Raw genomic sequence first — 18,377 nt, forward strand, 5'->3', positions numbered from 1 at the left:
AGAACTGGGCTTTCTTGACAAGTTCCTGCTCTTTTTCAGTCACGAATTCCTTGAGCTCAGCAGTCTTTTCGCGGGCAAATTCACGGGCTTCCGCCTTCGCCTGTTCGGTCTTCGCCTTGATCATTTCGAGCTGGTCTTTGACGCGTTCGGCACGCTGCTTCATGTAGGACTCATCCTTGATCTTCTTCTGGAGGTCAAACATCGCCTCGAAGAACGCTTCCGGACGGGAGGGGCAACCACCGATATACACATCCACCGGAATGATATGGTCAATGCCCGGCACAGTGCAGTAGCAGTCATAGAAACCACCGGAGCTGGCGCAGGCACCCATGGCGATCACCCAACGGGGTTCGGCCATCTGTTCGTACATGCGCTTGAGTATTGGCGCTTGCTTATAGGAAATGGTTCCGGCCACAAGCAGCACATCGGACTGACGCGGCGTAAAACGCACGTATTCAGACCCGATACGGGACAAGTCGTAACGGCCCACTTCGGTACTCATGAATTCGATTGCACAGCAGGCAGTTCCGTAAGGGAACGGCCACAGGGAGTTCGTACGGCCCCAGTTGACCAGAAAGTCAAGAGAAGTCGTAATGAAATTCGGCTTTTCTGCCTCATTACTCATAGGAGGTTACCTCTTTAAATGCGTGCGTAAAGATAGAAAAGTGAGAGAGATGAATATCCAAATGGGCCATTTTGAAATGTTTTTTATTCATTACCGCCCCATCGGCCAGTAGTTAGATTAGTCTAACATATTTTTGCATTTTTGCAAGTGATATAGAACACTTTTCTTTGGAAAAAAAGATATATTGAATAGCAAACAACAGAATTTGGCGGTTCTCCGCCAGAATAAACTTGCAGCCATTGTATTTTTTTTATAGTTTTGGCGCGGTTTTGGTATGTTGAGGATTTAATGGATATTCCGCTGTACAATAGTATGTATCTTGATTTTAGGTCCAAGCTCTTGGGCCCCGTCTTTAGTACAGAGGAAGTTCTCGCCATTTTAGCCCGGAACCTGCCCCCTCTCGCCAAAATCACAAATATCGGCTTTGTAAATTGCCTTTTTTACGCACCGGTTAGCCAGTTTGCCCCCAACGGTCTTTCTGGAGAATTTACCGCCTACCACGACAAGAAGGCACTGCCCGAAAAACCCACCTCCCCGGATTTTTCCGAAACCATGACCACCGGCGAACAGGGGTCGTTCACCTTCCAGGCCCACCCCATCCAGGGCCACTCCTTTACCGACGAGGAAAGGCAAATCATCCAACTCCTGAGCTGGGACTTCTTTATCCTTTCGGGCCGCGCACGACTCATGGGCAACACTCGCAAGGCGGCCATTTCGGACCCCATGACCGGGGCTTACAACCTGGCAGGCATCTTCGCGTTTACCCAGCAGTTCATTGGCGACAACCTCAAGGACTACACCGCCCACTTTATCAACCTCAAGAATTTCAAGTACATCAATAAGGCCATGGGCAACAATGTAGGCGACCTCGCCCTCAAGATGTACGTCAAACAGATTCTCCAGTTCCTCGACAACACAGAACTGATCGCTCGCCTTGGCGGTGACAACTTCTTTGTTCTGACCAAAAAAAAACATCACAAAGAATTCATTGACAAGTTTACCGTTTGCGAACTGACCGCAAGCCAGGGGCCAAAGCCCATGAATATTCGCCTGCAGGCGCGCATAGGTATCTACCCCATCGAAGAAAACGTCATTGTAGGTGACGCCCTGAACAACTGCGCGACTGCCATGCAGGCCGCAAGATTCATCAGGACTCGCGACGTGGTGTACTTTACAAAGGAAATGCAAATCCAGTCAATCCACCAGAGGGAAATCTCGACTGAATTTCACAACGCCATGCGCAACCGCGAACTGGTCGTATTCTACCAGCCCAAGGTCAGCCTTGACGACAAGCGGATCAACGGTGCCGAAGCACTGGCACGCTGGGTCCGCCACAAGACCATTGTCCCGCCCATGGACTTCATTCCCATTCTGGAACGCGAAGGCACCATCTGCGAACTGGACTTCTACGTTTTCGAGACCGCCTGTAGCGACATCAGTGATTGGCTCAAGGCCGGTATTACCCCTGTGCGCATTTCTTCGAACTTCTCGAAGCTGCATCTGCGCAACGAAGACTTTGCCGACCGCATTCTCAACACCCTGAACAAGTACGAAATCGACGGCAAGTACATAGAAATCGAACTGACCGAAGTTTCCGATTTCGACGATACGATCGCCATGCAGAAATTCATCAACATCATGCGCAAGAACGGCATCGGTGTTGCCATCGATGACTTCGGCACCGGCTATTCGACCCTGAACGTGCTCAAAGATTACAACATAAACGTCGTGAAAATTGACAAGTCCCTATTGAACAATATCGGAAAGGCCAACTCCAACGACGAAATCGTTCTGAGGAATGTGGTCAAGATGGCCCAGGAACTCAACAAGGACGTGATTGCCGAAGGTGTGGAAACCCAGGAGCAGGCAGACTACCTCAAGGGCATCAACTGCAAAAACGCCCAAGGATTCCTGTTCGACAAGCCCCTTGTCCGCGACGATTTCCTGAAGCGACTGACAAACGACCGTATGTATTAATTCCGAGAAAGCCTTCTTTTGCTATATTCTCATATAATGAAGACTCTCGTTCACGACAGAAAAGTTTGCCTTGCCTGTGCAGGCTGCGTGGGAACATGCCCCAAGATGGCGCTCGACATGTTCGGCCTCGATTTGCAAATTGATTACGAAAAATGCATCAAGTGCGGCATTTGCTCCAAGACATGCCCTGTTGGTGCATTGAAAATCGTGGAGGCGGACGATGCTTGATTCCCATTACGATGTCGTTGTCATTGGCGCCGGTCCGGGCGGCTCTGTCGCTGCCCGCAACTTGGCTCGCGCCGGCCGCAAGGTTCTGTTGCTCGAGAAACGAGAAAAAATCGGTTACCCCGTACGTTGTGGCGAAGCTAGCACCAACCTGGCCGACCTGCAGACTTACGGTCCGATTGACGAGAGCTGTATCGAAAGCATTATCAACGGGCTCTACATTTATGGCCCCGCCGGCGTGAACATCGAAGTTCCCAAGCCCGCCACCGGCATCATGCTCAACCGCGAAATCTTTGACCCCTGGCTTGCAAAGCTTGCTGCCGACGATGGCGCCCAGGTAGAGACTTGCGCCCGTGCAGAATTCGTAGGCGGTGTCGAAGGCGACGAGCGCATGGTTCGAGTCGTACTCGGAAAAGGCGATGGAAACGGATCTGTCTCCGAAACGGGCTCCCAGGAAATTTTTGCAAAGATGGTGATTGCAGCCGACGGCGTCGAAAGCCGTATTGGTCGCATGGTTGGGCTCGACTGCGGACAGAAAATGATGCAGACCTGCACCGGTGTCGACATCGAGGTGCAAGGGCTCTTGACCAAGCCCGACTACCTGACCTTCTGGCAAGGCCACGATTACATTAACGACGGTTACATCTGGAGTTTCCCGAAGCAGAAATCGAACGTCACGAATTTCGGCGCAGGATTCTTGATTAGCAACAAGAGCAGGCCGAATATTCTGGAAGTCACGATGGAATGGCTCGAAAAGCTTTTCCCGGGAGCAAAGATCAATCATACCGTCGGAGGCGTGATTCCAGTTTCGAGCACGCTCAAGGACTACACGCTCGACCGATTCGCCCTCGTGGGCGATGCCGCCCACCACACCAACCCGCTCACGGGTGGTGGTATCGCTGCCGCGATGAGGGCGGGAAGATTCTGCGCCGAATACGTAGACCAAGGTCTTAAAGCCGGCAACCTCTCGAAGGAATTCTTGAAGCAATACGAAAAACGCTGCTACGATTACTTCGGCAAGATGCACGACTTCGAATACAAGTTCCGCAGGTTCCTGCTCGCGATCAACCGCGAAGACCAAATCGGGCTTTACAAGGTACTGCAAGGATTCGCACTCAGCGGATACAAGAAGAGCGCCTTCCTCAAAACGCCGCTTCAGACCACGAAGTTCCTGTACAAGTTCTGGAAGTTTAAATAGTTAGCAGTTCGCAGAACGCGGTTGGCCGTATTTCACACTGTTTTGAGCTTTGCTCAAAAAAAGTCGTCTACTTTCGTTTGCGCAAGCACGCGGTTATAAATAATCCGCTTGCCTATTTTTCCGTCTGTCGCGCATACGTGATCCGTAGGCGGTTTCAAAATAGATGTCACCAAATGGGCGGCAACCGTTTCTGCATGCACTGGGCGTATGAACGCAGGAATCCATTCCGGATGCGCGCCGATTGTCTTTTGCAAAAGTTCTTCGCCAAAGCGCCTGTCCTTATGCTTTCCGAGTAAAAGAGACGGACGCACTAGCGTCAGCGTTTCAAAGCCAATCATATCGAGGCCTTCTTCGAGCTGGCCCTTTAGGCGATTGTAAAAATACGGCGACTGGCTGTCGGCGCCCATCGCGCTTACGCACAAGAAGTTCTTTACGCCCGCCTTTTTGGCAATCGCTGCAAGCATGAGCGGAATCCTCAGATCGACCTTTTCTTGAGCGGCCTTACTCCCTGCCTGCTTTCGGGTCGTCCCCAGGCAACACACCACCGCATCGCAACCGGTAAAACCCGCATAGAAAAACAGGCGCAAGGCTTCATTATCTTGTTCAAAATCCACTTGTTTGAAGTCAAGCTTGAACGCCCCTTCCAGAATTCCAAGATCCTTTAAATCCGGGATATTCCGTACAGGGCAAAAAACCCGCACAACCTGCGGAAGGCGTGCGAGTAATTTCAAAACGTTTTTGCCGATAAGTCCGGTTGAACCGAGAACAGCAACCTTCATAGAACCGTTACTTAACCATATCTCTGGTATTCAAGAAGCCGCGTTCTACACCGCGAGTGGGAAGTACGGCAACCTTGCCGTCTGCGGTGACAACAACCGTAATACCCGCTACGTAGTTGATCCAGCGATAAGATTCATACGTCTTGAGGTCAACCGTACGGTTAGAAGCATAGACAGCCAACGGTTCCGTGAGCAAGTCGTGGGTAATCAACACGTTCACGCGCTTCCAGTAAGGCAGGTTGGCAAGAACCACTTCGTTCACGAACTGGTCGCCACGTTCCATGAGGTCATAGAAATAACCCGGAAGGCCCAAGTTCACCAGAAGAGTCGGGAACGGCTGTTCGTATGCCCACATGGCCACATACTTGAAAGAGCCACCGCGCTTGGACACCATGGCATCCAAGGAATCCGAAGGCACCGTCAAGAAATACCCACCATTAATTTCTTCCATCGTCACCACTTCAGTGGTTTCGCCACGGCCCTCTGCAATCTTTGCAGCGGTCGTTTGGGTGCGCAAGAAATCGGTAGCGCCGTAATAGAACGATTCATCGCTCTTGAGCTTTGCGCCCACATCAAGTGCCTGCTGAAGGCCGACTTCGGTCAGAGGAGATTCTTTGCCCAAACCCGATTCACGTTCGGCATGACGCAACACAAAGACAATCTTTGCGTCGGCAGGGGCCGCCTTGTAGATTTCACCCACATCGTAAAAACCATTGGTATCAGGAGAAACAGCCAGTCCGATAGCGGCGGGGTTACGATAGAAACCGGCGGCCGTCATGGTGGGGTCCGTCGGGGTAGACGGATTAGTCGTAGTGGTATCTGCCGGAGGGTTCGTAACAGGATCAGTCGGAGTCGTCGCCGTATCCGTCGGAGTTTCCGGATTCGTTACCGGATCGGTCGGATTGGTAGCCGGGTCAGTAGTCGGGTTTGTTGCCGGATCCGTCGTAGGATTAGTTGTAGAATCAGTCGGAGTCGAAGGATCTGTCGGGGTTACTTGTTCCGGAACAGTGGTAGATGTCGGCGAAGAGTTAGAAGAATCGTCACCACAGCCTGCAATAACAACTGAAATAAATGCAGCACAAATCATAGGAAAAGCTTTGCCGGCAATAAATTTTTTCATATTCATCGTTTTTCCTCTAGTTTATTATCTATTCCCCTAATTTAACTATTTGCTCCACACAAAACCCGTAAATATTTCTAAACTTAATGGTGTAAAATTTTAACCCTAACCCATAGGACCGTCTTATGGCAAAAACATTCAAAAAAGCAGAAGAAGTGACCGTGCTCGGCAACGACGCGGAATCCTTCCGTAAGGCCTTTACCGACCACATCCACCACACGCTCGCCCGTAACAGCGCGACCGTGACCGACCACGAAAAGTTCCTCGCCGTTGCATACGCTGTACGCGACCGCTTGGTTGACCGCTGGATCAAGACCCAGGAAACCTACTACCAGAAAGACGTGAAGCGCGTCTACTACCTGTCCCTCGAATTTTTGATTGGCCGTACCCTCGGCAACTCCATTCTGAACCTCGACGTCGAAAGCGCCGTCACCGAAGCTCTTGACGAACTCGGCATGACTCTCGAAGAACTCCGCGAACAGGAAGTGGACGCAGGTCTCGGTAACGGTGGTCTCGGCCGCCTGGCCGCTTGCTTCCTCGATTCCATGGCCACGCTCGAACTCCCGGCTACCGGTATGGGCATCCGCTATGAATACGGTATGTTCAGCCAGAAGATCGTGAACGGCGAACAGGAAGAACAGCCGGATAACTGGCTGCGCCTTACCAACCCGTGGGAAATCGCCCGTCCGTCGAACGAAGTCAAGGTGCCCATGTACGGCTACGTCGTGAGCTGGATGGACGAAAAGGGCAAGCTCCGCAATCGTTGGGAAACCAAGGACTACGTGCTCGCACTCCCCTACGACACTCCGATTCCGGGTTACAAGAACAACACCGTGAACAACCTGCGCCTCTGGAGCGCGAAGTCCACCGACGACTTCGGCCTCAGCTACTTCAACAACGGTGACTACATCGCCGCCGTGCAGGACATGGAACTTTCCGAAACCATTTCCAAGGTGCTCTACCCGAACGACGCTTCCATGAACGGTAAGGAACTGCGCCTCAAGCAGCAGTACTTCCTCTGCTCTGCATCGCTGCAGGACATCATCCGCCGCTTCAAGAAGCTCCACGAAGGCGAATGGAAGGTGTTCCCCGAAAAGGTCGCTATCCAGCTGAACGACACGCACCCGGCAATCTCTATCGCCGAAATGATGCGCATCTTGCTTGACGAAGAAAACCTGGAATGGGATGAAGCCTGGGAAATCGTGACGCACACGTTTGCCTACACGAACCACACCTTGATGCCCGAAGCTCTCGAAAAGTGGCCGGTCAGCCTCTTCGAAAAGCTGTTGCCGCGTCACCTCCAGATCATTTACGAAATCAACGCCCGCTTCCTCCGTCAGGTGTCCCTCAAGTGGCCCGGCGACAACGCTCGCCTTGCCCGCATGAGCCTCATCGAAGAAGGCGGCTGCAAGATGGTCCGCATGGCTTACCTCTCCATCGTGGGTTCGTTCGCCGTGAACGGTGTGGCAGCACTCCACTCCGACCTTTTGAAGACCACGCTCTTCAAGGACTTCTACGAACTATGGCCAGAAAAGTTCAACAACAAGACGAACGGCGTGACGCCGCGTCGCTGGGTCCGCAAGGCTAACCCGGCTATGTCCGAACTCATCAGCTCCAAGATCGGCGAAGGCTGGGTCAAGAATCTCGACGAACTCAAGAAGCTCGAAAAGTTTGCAAAGGACGCCAAGTTCCAGAAGGAATTCATGGCTGTCAAGAAGCAGAACAAGGAACGCCTCGCCAAGTACCTCAAGGCAACGCAGGGCGTCGATGTCGACGTGAACACGTTCTTCGACGTGCAGGTCAAGCGTATCCACGAATACAAGCGTCAGCTCCTGAACATTCTGCATGCCATTCACCTGTACATCCAGCTGAAGGACGGCAAGGAAATCATGCCGCGTACCATCATGATCGGTGGTAAGGCCGCTCCGGGTTACTGGATGGCCAAGCAGATCATCCGTCTTGCCAACGCCGTTGCCGCCATCATCGATGCCGACCCGGTTTGCAAGGGCAAGCTCAAGATGGTGTTCCTCGAAAACTACCGCGTGTCTTTCGCCGAAAAGATCATTCCGGCCGCAGACCTCTCCGAACAGATTTCCACCGCAGGTACCGAAGCTTCCGGTACCGGTAACATGAAGTTCGCCTTGAACGGCGCACTCACCATCGGCACGCTCGATGGCGCCAACGTCGAAATGAAGGAAGAAGTCGGCGACGACAACATCTTTATCTTCGGCCTCACCGTGGAAGAAGTCACCGACCTCCTTGCCAAGGGCTACCGTCCGCGCGACTTCTACGAACACGACGACGATCTGCGCCGCGTGATCGACCTGATTGCCTCTGGCTTCTTCAGCCCCGACCGTCCGGACCTGTTCAAGCACATTGCAGACAAGCTCCTCACCAACGACAACTACCTGCTCTGCGCAGACTTCCGCAGCTACGTGGACATGCAGAAGAGAGTCGCCGAGGAATACCAGGACAAGAAGACCTGGGCCGAAAAGGCTATCCTCAACGTCGCTCGCATGGGCAAGTTCAGTTCTGACCGTACCATCAAGCAGTACGCCGAAGAAATCTGGAACGCCAAGAGCTGCAGCATCAAGCTGTAGTTAGTAAGCAGTAGGAAGTAGACAGTAGGAAGTTTTCTACTGTCATCCTGAGCGAAGAACCGCAAGGTTCGAAGTCGAAGGATCCAAGCTTGAATATTGAAAAGTTCGCGACCTTAACGGTCGCGGGCTTTTTATATTTGAGTCAAAGGACATTTTTATGGAAATCAAGAAGACAAATGCGGCGAGAATCCTGGACCGCCAAAAAATTTCTTACGAACTCATCCCCTACAAGGTCGACGAAAACGACCTCGGCGCGCAACACGTGGCCGACAGCCTCGGCGAAGACATCAACCAAGTTTTCAAGACCATTCTTGTTCACGGCGACAAGATCGGCTACTTAATTTGTGTGGTACCGGGAAATCTTGAAGTAGACTTGAAGGGGGCTGCCAAGGTGAGCGGCAACAAGAAAATCGACACCGTCCCGCTCAAGGACTTGACGCCGCTGACCGGCTACATCCGCGGCGGTTGTAGCCCGCTCGGGCTCAAGAAGAACTTTCCTATTTTCATTCACGAAACCGCGATGAACTTCCCGTACATTTACGTGAGTGCAGGCGAGCGCGGTTTGCAACTGAAAGTCGCACCCGCCGACCTCGTGAAGGCGACACGCGCCACCGTGGGCGTGATTGCGCGAGTTCCGCCCGAAGCCCCGCAAGATTAAGCGAGCATTTCAAGCATAAAAAAGCCTCCCCCGCAGTGCGGGGGAGGCTTTTTCAAATTCACTATGAATCGAACTACTTCACCGAGATGCTACGGACAGCGCGGCCCTGTTTCACCATGTAAACGCCGGAATTGTACTTGGCCTTGATTGCTGCATTCAGGGACTCTGCGTCAGCAGCTTCGACAGAACCGAGGAACTTGCCCTGGGCGTCAAATACGAGCGATGTATTGCTACCGACAGTCATAGAACGAATACCCTTGATAGCCTCCGTCGAGCTGCTGGATTCAGGTTCAGCAGAAGAGCTGGACTGTTCCGCACCTTCGATATAAACCTTGGCATAGGGGAAGTCATATTCACCCTTGGCATTTGCTCCGCTATTGCTTCCGGCTTCGCCGAGAATCTTGGCTTCGTGCATCTTGCCCATTTTCATGCCAAGTTCTTCCCACTTCTTGAAGTGAGCGGTAATGTCGATAGTACCGCAATCGCGCTTTGACTTACGGACGCTGAAATACTGCTTAAAGTATTTATTGTCGCCATCAATGGAATAAGAGGTGCGGTCACCTTCATAAACCGTATACTGAGCACCATCGATTTCAAACACGCCATGATTCTTTGCAGAAGCTCCCTGGGCAACCCAGTCGCCCGGCATATACTGGCTACCAGTGTTATCCACAATGTACCATTCTACCAGAGGTTCACGGGTCCACCCATAAATGCCGATGTAGGAATAGTCGATTCCTGAAAGACCGCTCTTGACCAGCTTGAAGTCCGCCTTCATGTGACCGATTTCTTCGTGAGTCTTGTCGCTATTGAATGCAAGACCCGTACGGCACAGGTAGTCCTTGGCACCTGTCATCTTGCAGTTGAAGGAACCGTCGTCGTAGAACGTCGCAGAACCACCATTGCCGCCTTCATTCCAGAGTTCGTAACCAACGTCGCCAATAGTACCGACCTTGTTCGAAGACACTTCCACGGATTCACCGCTATGGGTTGTCGTATTACAGAAATCCTGAGCAAATGCATTTGCAGTCAGAACACAAGTGGCAATTAAGCCAAATTTAAGAATAGTTCTCATATACACCTTCCTGTTGTAAGACGAAATTTAATTCAACAAAGTCGTCTTTGCAAGTTCGCAAACCGTATTCGTTAATCCAAATTGAGGCTGCCCGACTGAAATCCACGAACAAGCGACTTATATTCTTCCATGAACGCTTCATGATTCTGTTTTACGAAATCCAGGTTGCCTTCTTTGCAGGCCATTTCCAGCGCCTTGGCATCTTCATAAACTTTAATCGCACCGATTGTAAGAGAGGTACTTTTTACGGCGTGAACCGTAATGCGGTAATACTCCAAGTCGCCATTTTCAAAGTATTCCTTTAGTTCTGCAGTCTTTTCACTTTTTACATATTCGTCAAGCATTTCTTTATAGAACTTCTTGTCATTCATACAATAGGCAAGGCCTGTAGCCATATCCAACATATCGGTCAACGCTACCTGTGGCATTGCTGAAACGGTTTCTGCAGGGTTACAAGTTTTCTCTTCTCTTTCGTGCACAACCTTGACCAGGTCTTTCGACAAGAATTTTTTTAGTGTCGACAGCAAGACTTCTTCGCGAATCGGTTTTGCCATGTAATCCGAGAAACCTTCATCCATGTAACCATTTCGTGCTTCCGAAACGGCATTAGCAGTAAGCATCACCACCGGAGTAATGGCGTTTGGATTTTTCTCCAACAGTTTCATGCGGCGGAACGCTTCCACGCCATCCATGACCGGCATCATGTGATCCAGGAAGATGACATCGTAATGTTTGCCTTGAATGAGTTCCAAAGCCTCGGCGCCATTCATTGCCGTATCGATTTGGATCTTGGTGTCTTTTAACAGGCCTGCGAACACCTTCAGGTTCATTTGCACATCGTCAACCACCAGGATTTTCGCCTCGGGCGCTTCAAACCTTTCGTGCGCGGCATCCACCACATTCACGTGTTGCTTATAGAGCTTTTCAAAATCACCCAGAGGTTTTTCATCGCTGACTTGCTGCAACAGGCATACTGTAAAGACAGACCCCTCGCCGTACGAACTTTCAACCTCGATGGAGCCACCCATCATATCCAGCAGCTGCTTGGTCAAATTCAAGCCAAGGCCCGTACCTTCGATGTTCCTATTGCGTTTTTCATCGAGCCGTACAAAGTCGTTAAACAGTTTTTCGCGATCCTTTTCGCGGATACCGATACCCGTGTCCTTCACTTGAATAAAGAGCTTTACCTGTTTCGAATTACCCCCCTGAATCGGGTCAACACTTAGTTTTTCGGAGCGCACCGATAAGGTAATTGAACCTTCGTTCGTATACTTGACCGCATTCGAAAGCAAGTTGTTCACCACCTGTCTAATACGAACTTCGTCACCGAATAGCGATCTTGGAATGTCCGGCGAAATATCCATCACCAATTCCAAATTCTTGTCGTGAGCGCGAATGGCTACCATGTTGTAGCAGTCGTTCAGCACGGTAAACACGCTATACGTAACAGGCAAAATTTCCATTTTTCCTGATTCGATTTTGGAGATATCCAAAATGTCGTTAATCAGAGAAAGCAACGTCTGGCCTGCACTCTGAATATTCAAGGCATAATCCCGCAGGGTTTCATCTTTGCATTCCTTCAAGAGCATGGAATCCATACCTAGAATTCCGTTAATCGGCGTGCGGATTTCATGACTCATGTTGGCCAGGAATATACTTTTTGCCTTGCTCGCACTTTCAGCGTTTTCCTTTTCGCGAAGCAATTCCTTGTTTTCGCGGGCTTTCTTTTCAGAAAGCACCACATAGAGCATGGCAATTGTAAACATAAATATCAAAAGGCCAAAGACCCAGATAATCAAGAATGAAATATCATCTTTTTCAGAAGCCACCTCTCTTTCGGGCACTACACCCGTCAAGGCAACTCCCGGCAACTTGAGTTCAGCGATAAAGTAATAGTATTCCACACCACGAACATCCAAATGCGTCGCTGCAGAAATGGAGACATTCAAGCCAGCTCTCAGCTTATCGCGAACCGCCAAGAACCCTTCTTCTCCCCACAGTAAATCTGTTCCAAGCGAATCATTCGAAGACTTGATGATAATAGAATCTCTCGCATCTCTTAAAGTTGCGTAGCCTCGGCCACCATAGCTTTGCACGCCAAAAATTCTAACAACCGCATCTTCTTTGTACATGCGGAACAGCACATACTTGATGTTTTTCCCACTGTACACAGGAGCCGAAAACATAAGGCCAATTCCCTTGGAATAGCTTATGGATTTTACTCCATGGAACGATTCCGAAATACCCTTAAAATGCGAAGCATCGATATGAGTCGTATCGCCACTATAGACAATTTTACCGTTCAAGGCTATCACGCCATAGTAATAATTGCCATTCGGGTCTTCAAGCGTTGCAAGCATCGGCTCAAAATGACTCATATTCGCAGAAATCCCCGAAGAAATTCCTGCCAGAGATTTCAATTCAAGATCAAGCCTTTCACCTGCCGCGGCGGCATAGCTTTCGGCTTGGTAAGCCACTTGCTTTTCGACATAGTTATCAAACAGGTTCGAAAACTTGACACGCAGCAAAACTCCTACCAAAAGGAGTATCAAAACAAAAAACAGAATACCAACTAAGGGACGCACCCCAATCTTTTTTATCATGGTTCTATCGCACCCTTTATAAGCCAATTCATTTCATTGTGCAGAACTTCGTCACTAATCGTTTCGCCCTCTTCGGAACGGATCTTTCCTTCGACATCCTCAATCCTTCCCGAGAAAACATTGTAGCCTGCCTTGATTTTTTCGGCAGCCGCATTTACCAGAATCTTCACGCTATCAGGAACTTCGCTAGAATAGAATGCAAGCCCTACGGCATCTTTTTCTAGTCCGACCCAGTAATCCATATTTTCGTTATCCTTTTTCTGGATATAGTCCTGAATAAAGTCCTTGTAAATAATGCCCCAGTTGATAGCGATGGAGGTAAGCATTCTAGGTGAGAACCGGTTATTTTCCACATGGTTTCCAATGCAATATAGCCCACGCTTTTCGGCCACTTCAATAATAAAGGCCCTGTCTTGATGGAACGCGACAACATCGATTCCCGAACTATCAATCAACTTGTTTGCGTTTTCGGTTTCCATATTGCCTTCGTTCCAGGAATTCGTCCAACGTACAAACACCTTAGCACGCGGATTAACACTTTGCACGCCCAAGATGAACGCATTCAAGCCCCTATAAACCTGGATATTCTTCATCGCAGCGACAAAGCCCACGTGGTTCGTCTTGGTCATGGCCCCCGCAACAATTCCTGCAAGATATCGAGCCTGGTAAATACGGGCAAAATAGGCTTTATAGTTGGGAGCATCGTATTCCCAGTTGATTCCATAGAATGTCACTTCCGGGTGCGATTCAATAATATCCTTGATTAAAATCGGATAATTGTAGCTCGTAAGCACAATGACTTTCAAGCTATCGGCAATCATTCCGGTCACCGCATTCGCAAGGGGAATACGTTCCTCGGGAATATCAATCACCAAGTTCCTTTGCACGCCAAGGGAATCGCAAGCATTCCTGATTCCCTTATAAATGGTTTCATTCCAGCCATTGTCAGCCGTATCGCTTAAAAGGACAAATCCGACACGGAGTTTTTGCGATTCGGTCTTCTTGACCGATTCCACATTGTCGACTTTTGCAAAAACCACATATAACAACACAAAAAAGATGACTACCGCCGTCAACGTTCCAATGGTCACTCTACTCTTCATCGATGATTACCCCCTTTACGAACCAGTTGAAATTATTCAGCATATCGCTGTCAGACATGCTTTCCCCTTCATTAATGCGAATTGTTCCGGTATCATCTTCGATGGGTCCGTAAAAAACATCAAAAGAACCGTTCTGAATTTTTTTGCGTTCACTGTTTACAAGATCAATCGTTTCCGGCGCCACATGGTTTGTTAGCGGAGCCAGATCAACAACTCCCGAATTAGCACCACTCCAATAATTCCTACCCACAAATTTTTTCTTGAGTACGTTGAGGATGTGCGGCGTATAGAAATTTTCCCAGCGCCAAATAGGTGCCGTCAAGAAATGTTCCGGATACATTTCTGCATTGTCCAAGTTGTAACCCACAAGCCAAAGTCCAAGAGAATCCGCAATGCGCAAGGGTTCCTGGCTATCCGTATGCAAAGTGAGCACGTCAATCGAATCATGGTGAGCCCAAAGGGCGCGCGTCGCCCTCGCGCACGCTTTGTCTTCGTTCCAGGATTTTGTCCAGCGAACAATCACATTCGCATTCGGGTTTACCTTTTTCACGCCCAAGGTAAAAGCGTTTATTCCTCGAATCACCTCGGGAATATCGAAGGCCGCCACATAACCGATGTTGCCGGATTTCGTCTGCATGCCGGCGACAATGCCCGAAAGATAGCGCATTTGGTAAATCCGGCCAAAATACGTCGACATGTTCTTGGAATAGCCCAAGCCAGATGCATGGAAGAATTTTACGTCTGGGTGCTTGACAGCCACATTCTGGACATAAGGCCCAAGCTGAAACGAATTGGCCACAATGATTTTTGCTCCTGCGGCAATGAGGCCTTCCATCACTTCTTCAGAAGTTCTATCTGCCGGAATCCTTTCGCGGAACATGACGTCCAGATTCAACTCCTTAGCGGTCTTTCGCATTCCCTCATAATGCGACTGTCCCCAGCTATGGTCTTCGATAGAGCCGTTCATAATCATCGCAACCTTTGTCTTTTCGCGAGTAATGTCGGTATTTTTCTTTTTAACATTGAACGTGAGCAATCCTGCTATAATCACAGCAAGGATTAGCGAGGGAACAATATAAACCAGTTTCATGTTACGATTCCCCTGCAGCAAGATAACTGGACAACTTTTCTAGAATCAACTTATAATCAGTCATGCACTTTTCGTGCTGTGCGCGCACATAATCCACGTTGCCTTCTTTACAAGCCGTTTCTAGCGCCTTGGCCGATTCCGACAAGGCGACCGCCCCGATTGTCAACGACGTACTTTTCAGGGAATGGATTGTAATCCGGTAACATTCAAGGTCATTACTTGCCAAGGATTTTTCCAATTCATCGCGACGATCGTTCTTCACGTATTCGGCAAGCATTTCACGATAAAAGGATTCGTCGTTCATGCAGTAGCCAAGCCCCGTTTCCGTATTCAGGAATTCCGATAGCGCACCCATCGAAGACGAGGCCTGTTTCGCCAGGTTCTTTTCGACAGCGTGAACATCTTCGATAAGCTCAGGCGACAAAAGTTTTTTCACCACCGAAAGCAATGTTTTTTCACGAATCGGTTTGGTAATGTAGTCGGTAAAGCCCGCCTGCATGTAAGCATCTTTCGCTCCCACCACGGCATTGGCCGTAAGCATAACGACAGGCGTTTTCTGGATATCAAAGCCCTTAATGTCTTTCATGCATTGCAAGGTTTCGATTCCATCCATGACAGGCATCATGTGGTCCAAAAGGACCAAGTCATAATGATTGTTTTCTACAAGCGAAAGCGCATCTTCCCCATTTGTCGCTGTATCAATCTTTATTTCCGTTTCCTTGAGAAGTCCGCAAACCACCTTCAGGTTCATGACGACATCGTCAACCACAAGCAACCTAGCGTTTCTCGCCTTGAACTTTTTATCTGCAGAGTCAAACGAAATAAATTCCTTGTGGCGTTCAACAAAGTTACCAATCGTCTCGTCGCTCTTGACTGGCTGCGGAATATGAACTTCGAATACCGAACCGGAGCCATAGACGCTCTTGACCAGCACGCGGCCATTCATCATCTCGACCAACTTTTTAGTAAGGTTCAGCCCAAGGCCCGTGCCCTCGATACTCCTGTTGCGTTCCAAATCGATTCGTTCAAAGCTCTGGAACAGTTTATCGCGATCATCCGAGCGAATGCCAATACCCGTATCGGCCACGATAATCACAAGTTCAATACGTTTAACAGCATTCTCCTCTGGCAGCGTCTTGAAATCCACCAGCAAGTCCACTGTTCCCTTCGGCGTGTACTTGATTGCGTTCGAAAGCAAGTTATTTACAATCTGGCGGAGACGCACATCGTCGCCTTCCAAGAGCGCCGGTGTTTTCGGATTCACGTTGATATTGAATTCCAGGCCCTTACTTTGCGCACGCGGGTTGGCAACGCAGTAGCAATCATTCAACACCGCGAACAAATCGTACTCTTCGACGAACAGTTCCATTTTACCCGATTCAATCTTGGTAATGTCCAAGACGTCGTTCACCAACGACAAAAGCGTGTGGCCCGCATTCTGAATGTTCTGGGCATATTCCAGTAGCGAGTTGTCCTTGCATTCCTTCAGGAGCATGGCATTCATCCCTAAAATGCCGTTGATCGGCGTGCGGATTTCGTGGCTCATATTGGCAAGGAAAAAGCTCTTGGCCATGTTCGCCGATTCCGCATTCTTGCGGGCTTCTTCGGCTTCAGCCCAAGCCTTTCGAAGTTCATCGGAATGTTGGGCTTCTTTGCGAGCATTATCCAAGTTTTCAAGCAAACGGTGCGTTAGTTTTGCAATGGTTATGCACAAAAGCGTCATGGTAATCGATTCAATCAAAAAGCCTGCCGAACGAGAAATCCACCAGAACGTATCCGAAGAAAATTCGCCATGGTTGGCACCGGGAGCCCTAAAGTAAAGGGATACCACAATCAATATGTAACTGAATATCGAAATTTTAAGGGTAAATGCCGCATTGAAAAATAAAAGGCTTGTGACCATGGCAAGAGAATAAGTCATGTAAATGCCGATGTTTTCATTAGTCGCAAGCGTCGCGATGATGCTCCCTATACCCAACACACAAAAATACCGACGCACCACGAGCGGAGCTCCCATGTGTTCAATAAAAGTCGGGAGCCACAGAATCACGAAAGCGATTGCAGTCAAAATCGTCAGTTCGCAATAGTCGATTTTAAACAAATGAATAATATTTCCGAAATAGATTAACGGAAACATCGCCCATAGCCAGCGCATCACGCGCGTCAGGGTTTGCAAGACGCGACGGTCATTTTCATCGAAAATGTCGTTAGAATCTATAGTCGGCATCGCCCACCCCGTTATTAGGCAAGTCCATCGTCACGCATGGTGTAATTCACATCTTCGTCAATCATCTGGAGCATGATATCGGCGAAATCCGGATCGAACTGCTGACCGCGACCGCGCACAATTTCACTGCGTACCGTTTCTTGCGGCAAGGCCGAACGATAACTACGGCGGCTCGTCATGGCATCGTAAGCGTCGGCCACGGCGATAATGCGGCCAATTTCAGGAATGCCATAACCGGCAAGCCCTTCCGGGTACCCCTTACCGTCGAAACGTTCATGGTGGTAATGCGCACCGATCTCGATTTTGGGCATCTCGGTGATATTCTTCAGAATTTCAACCCCGATACTCGGGTGCTGTTTAATCGTTTCGTATTCTTCGTCCGTGAGCTTGGAATTCTTGTTCAGGATATTGTCCGGAATACCAATTTTCCCGATATCGTGCAGCAGGGCAATGAAATAGATTTCGTCCTGGAATTCCACGGGCTTGCCCGCGCGGCGAGCAATTTCCTTGCTGTACTTAGCCACGCGGCTCGAATGACCGTTCGTGTAGCGGTCCTTGGCATCAATCGCCGAAGCAAGCGTCTTGACCACCTGCAAAGAAAGAACTTGAAGTTTGCGACGGCTTTCTTCGAGTTCTTCGGTACGGCGTTCCACTTCGCTTTCAAGGTTGACCTGCAATTCGCGAAGCGAGAGAATTCGCTTGATGCGTTCAAGCACCACTTCGGGCACCAAAGGCTTCTGTATATAGTCCAGAGCCCCTTCCCTAAACACCCGGACCTCGGTCTCCCGGTCGCTGTCCGCGGTCAAGAACACCACCGGTAACTCGTTGCAATGCTTGATCTTACGAATCTCGGCCAGCAATTCGAAGCCGTTCTTGCCCGGCATGTGAACATCCAAAAGGGCTAGTGCCGGCAACTCCTTTGACAGGTAGTCCAACGCTTCCTCGTAAGAGTTCGCCATCACGACGTCATACGTCGAACTGAGCATGTGCTCGGCGAACTTTAAATTCATACGGTCATCGTCTACGATCAAGACCGTCTTTTTTTGCGAAACCAACATGTTAAATCCTCTTTACACTTCGTAAATATATATTAGAAT

The 18,377-nt window shown here is 49.6% G+C and carries 13 protein-coding genes and 1 pseudogene; 5 read left to right on the top strand and 9 right to left on the bottom strand.

What is annotated here, in order from left to right:
• Positions 1-124: 124 nt before the first annotated feature.
• Positions 125-625, bottom strand: a pseudogene (locus BUC02_RS03285) (NADH-quinone oxidoreductase subunit B); the annotation flags it as partial.
• Between the two features lie 288 nt (positions 626-913).
• Between BUC02_RS03285 and BUC02_RS03290 the strand changes: the two are divergent.
• Genes BUC02_RS03290 through BUC02_RS03300 form a run of 3 tightly spaced genes read left to right on the top strand, consistent with a single transcriptional unit; the run spans position 914 to position 4,025 of the window.
• A complete protein-coding gene (locus BUC02_RS03290) occupies positions 914-2,602 on the top strand; it encodes a putative bifunctional diguanylate cyclase/phosphodiesterase (protein WP_073318565.1) in 1,689 nt (562 codons plus the stop codon).
• A 36-nt stretch (positions 2,603-2,638) separates the two neighbouring features.
• Entirely contained in the window at positions 2,639-2,830 is a 192-nt protein-coding gene (locus tag BUC02_RS03295) for a 4Fe-4S binding protein (protein ID WP_073318568.1), read from the top strand.
• The gene (locus tag BUC02_RS03300; protein WP_073318571.1) at positions 2,823-4,025 is read left to right on the top strand and encodes an NAD(P)/FAD-dependent oxidoreductase; all 1,203 of its coding nucleotides are present in this window, start codon (positions 2,823-2,825) and stop codon (positions 4,023-4,025) included. The genes BUC02_RS03295 and BUC02_RS03300 overlap by 8 nt, the downstream gene beginning before the upstream one ends.
• A gap of 53 nt (positions 4,026-4,078) precedes the next feature.
• Here the strand turns inward: BUC02_RS03300 and BUC02_RS03305 are convergent, their stop codons facing one another.
• Both BUC02_RS03305 and BUC02_RS03310 read right to left on the bottom strand, forming a co-directional pair.
• Positions 4,079-4,804: an NAD(P)H-binding protein gene (locus tag BUC02_RS03305; protein WP_073318574.1), complete on the bottom strand. Its 726-nt coding sequence runs from the start codon at positions 4,802-4,804 to the stop codon at positions 4,079-4,081.
• Positions 4,805-4,811: 7 nt separating this feature from the next.
• Positions 4,812-5,891, bottom strand: a complete 1,080-nt coding sequence (locus tag BUC02_RS03310; RefSeq protein ID WP_139260997.1) for a histidine phosphatase family protein — start codon at positions 5,889-5,891, stop codon at positions 4,812-4,814.
• A gap of 158 nt (positions 5,892-6,049) precedes the next feature.
• On the opposite strand from BUC02_RS03310, the gene BUC02_RS03315 reads away from it, so the two are divergent.
• The gene (locus tag BUC02_RS03315) at positions 6,050-8,524 is read left to right on the top strand and encodes a glycogen/starch/alpha-glucan phosphorylase (RefSeq protein ID WP_073318577.1); all 2,475 of its coding nucleotides are present in this window, start codon (positions 6,050-6,052) and stop codon (positions 8,522-8,524) included.
• Between the two features lie 157 nt (positions 8,525-8,681).
• The gene (gene ybaK, locus BUC02_RS03320; protein WP_073318580.1) at positions 8,682-9,182 is read left to right on the top strand and encodes a Cys-tRNA(Pro) deacylase; all 501 of its coding nucleotides are present in this window, start codon (positions 8,682-8,684) and stop codon (positions 9,180-9,182) included.
• 73 nt (positions 9,183-9,255) lie between these two features.
• On the opposite strand, the gene BUC02_RS03325 is transcribed toward ybaK, so the two are convergent.
• From BUC02_RS03325 to BUC02_RS03350, 6 genes are all read right to left on the bottom strand, one after another.
• On the bottom strand, positions 9,256-10,257 hold the full coding sequence (locus BUC02_RS03325; protein ID WP_073318583.1) for a glycoside hydrolase family 11 protein: 1,002 nt from the start codon (positions 10,255-10,257) through the stop codon (positions 9,256-9,258).
• A gap of 71 nt (positions 10,258-10,328) precedes the next feature.
• Positions 10,329-12,785, bottom strand: a complete 2,457-nt coding sequence (locus BUC02_RS03330; RefSeq protein WP_175549788.1) for an ATP-binding protein — start codon at positions 12,783-12,785, stop codon at positions 10,329-10,331.
• Positions 12,786-12,856: 71 nt separating this feature from the next.
• Positions 12,857-13,963, bottom strand: a complete 1,107-nt coding sequence (locus BUC02_RS03335) for a BMP family ABC transporter substrate-binding protein (RefSeq protein WP_073318587.1) — start codon at positions 13,961-13,963, stop codon at positions 12,857-12,859.
• Entirely contained in the window at positions 13,953-15,053 is a 1,101-nt protein-coding gene (locus tag BUC02_RS03340) for a BMP family ABC transporter substrate-binding protein (protein WP_073318589.1), read from the bottom strand. The genes BUC02_RS03335 and BUC02_RS03340 overlap by 11 nt, the downstream gene beginning before the upstream one ends.
• Before the next feature lies 1 nt (position 15,054).
• Positions 15,055-17,280 (bottom strand): ATP-binding protein, encoded by a 2,226-nt coding sequence (locus tag BUC02_RS03345; protein WP_073318591.1) that lies wholly within the window; start codon positions 17,278-17,280, stop codon positions 15,055-15,057.
• Between the two features lie 14 nt (positions 17,281-17,294).
• Positions 17,295-18,338, bottom strand: coding sequence for an HD domain-containing phosphohydrolase (locus BUC02_RS03350; protein ID WP_073318593.1), 1,044 nt, complete (start codon positions 18,336-18,338; stop codon positions 17,295-17,297).
• Positions 18,339-18,377: the final 39 nt, after the last annotated feature.

This window comes from Fibrobacter sp. UWOV1 (genome assembly GCF_900142495.1).
Taxonomy (GTDB): domain Bacteria; phylum Fibrobacterota; class Fibrobacteria; order Fibrobacterales; family Fibrobacteraceae; genus Fibrobacter.

What these genes read in the sequence shown, in the direction of transcription:
- BUC02_RS03295 (WP_073318568.1), top strand. Translation starts at nt 2,639, where the DNA reads ATGAAGACTCTCGTTCACGACAGAAAAGTTTGCCTTGCCTGTGCAGGC.
- BUC02_RS03315 (WP_073318577.1), top strand. Translation starts at nt 6,050, where the DNA reads ATGGCAAAAACATTCAAAAAAGCAGAAGAAGTGACCGTGCTCGGCAAC.
- BUC02_RS03305 (WP_073318574.1), bottom strand. Translation starts at nt 4,804, where the DNA reads ATGAAGGTTGCTGTTCTCGGTTCAACCGGACTTATCGGCAAAAACGTT.
- BUC02_RS03340 (WP_073318589.1), bottom strand. Translation starts at nt 15,053, where the DNA reads ATGAAACTGGTTTATATTGTTCCCTCGCTAATCCTTGCTGTGATTATA.
- BUC02_RS03310 (WP_139260997.1), bottom strand. Translation starts at nt 5,891, where the DNA reads ATGATTTGTGCTGCATTTATTTCAGTTGTTATTGCAGGCTGTGGTGAC.
- BUC02_RS03345 (WP_073318591.1), bottom strand. Translation starts at nt 17,280, where the DNA reads ATGCCGACTATAGATTCTAACGACATTTTCGATGAAAATGACCGTCGC.
- ybaK (WP_073318580.1), top strand. Translation starts at nt 8,682, where the DNA reads ATGGAAATCAAGAAGACAAATGCGGCGAGAATCCTGGACCGCCAAAAA.
- BUC02_RS03325 (WP_073318583.1), bottom strand. Translation starts at nt 10,257, where the DNA reads ATGAGAACTATTCTTAAATTTGGCTTAATTGCCACTTGTGTTCTGACT.
- BUC02_RS03300 (WP_073318571.1), top strand. Translation starts at nt 2,823, where the DNA reads ATGCTTGATTCCCATTACGATGTCGTTGTCATTGGCGCCGGTCCGGGC.
- BUC02_RS03350 (WP_073318593.1), bottom strand. Translation starts at nt 18,338, where the DNA reads ATGTTGGTTTCGCAAAAAAAGACGGTCTTGATCGTAGACGATGACCGT.
- BUC02_RS03335 (WP_073318587.1), bottom strand. Translation starts at nt 13,963, where the DNA reads ATGAAGAGTAGAGTGACCATTGGAACGTTGACGGCGGTAGTCATCTTT.
- BUC02_RS03290 (WP_073318565.1), top strand. Translation starts at nt 914, where the DNA reads ATGGATATTCCGCTGTACAATAGTATGTATCTTGATTTTAGGTCCAAG.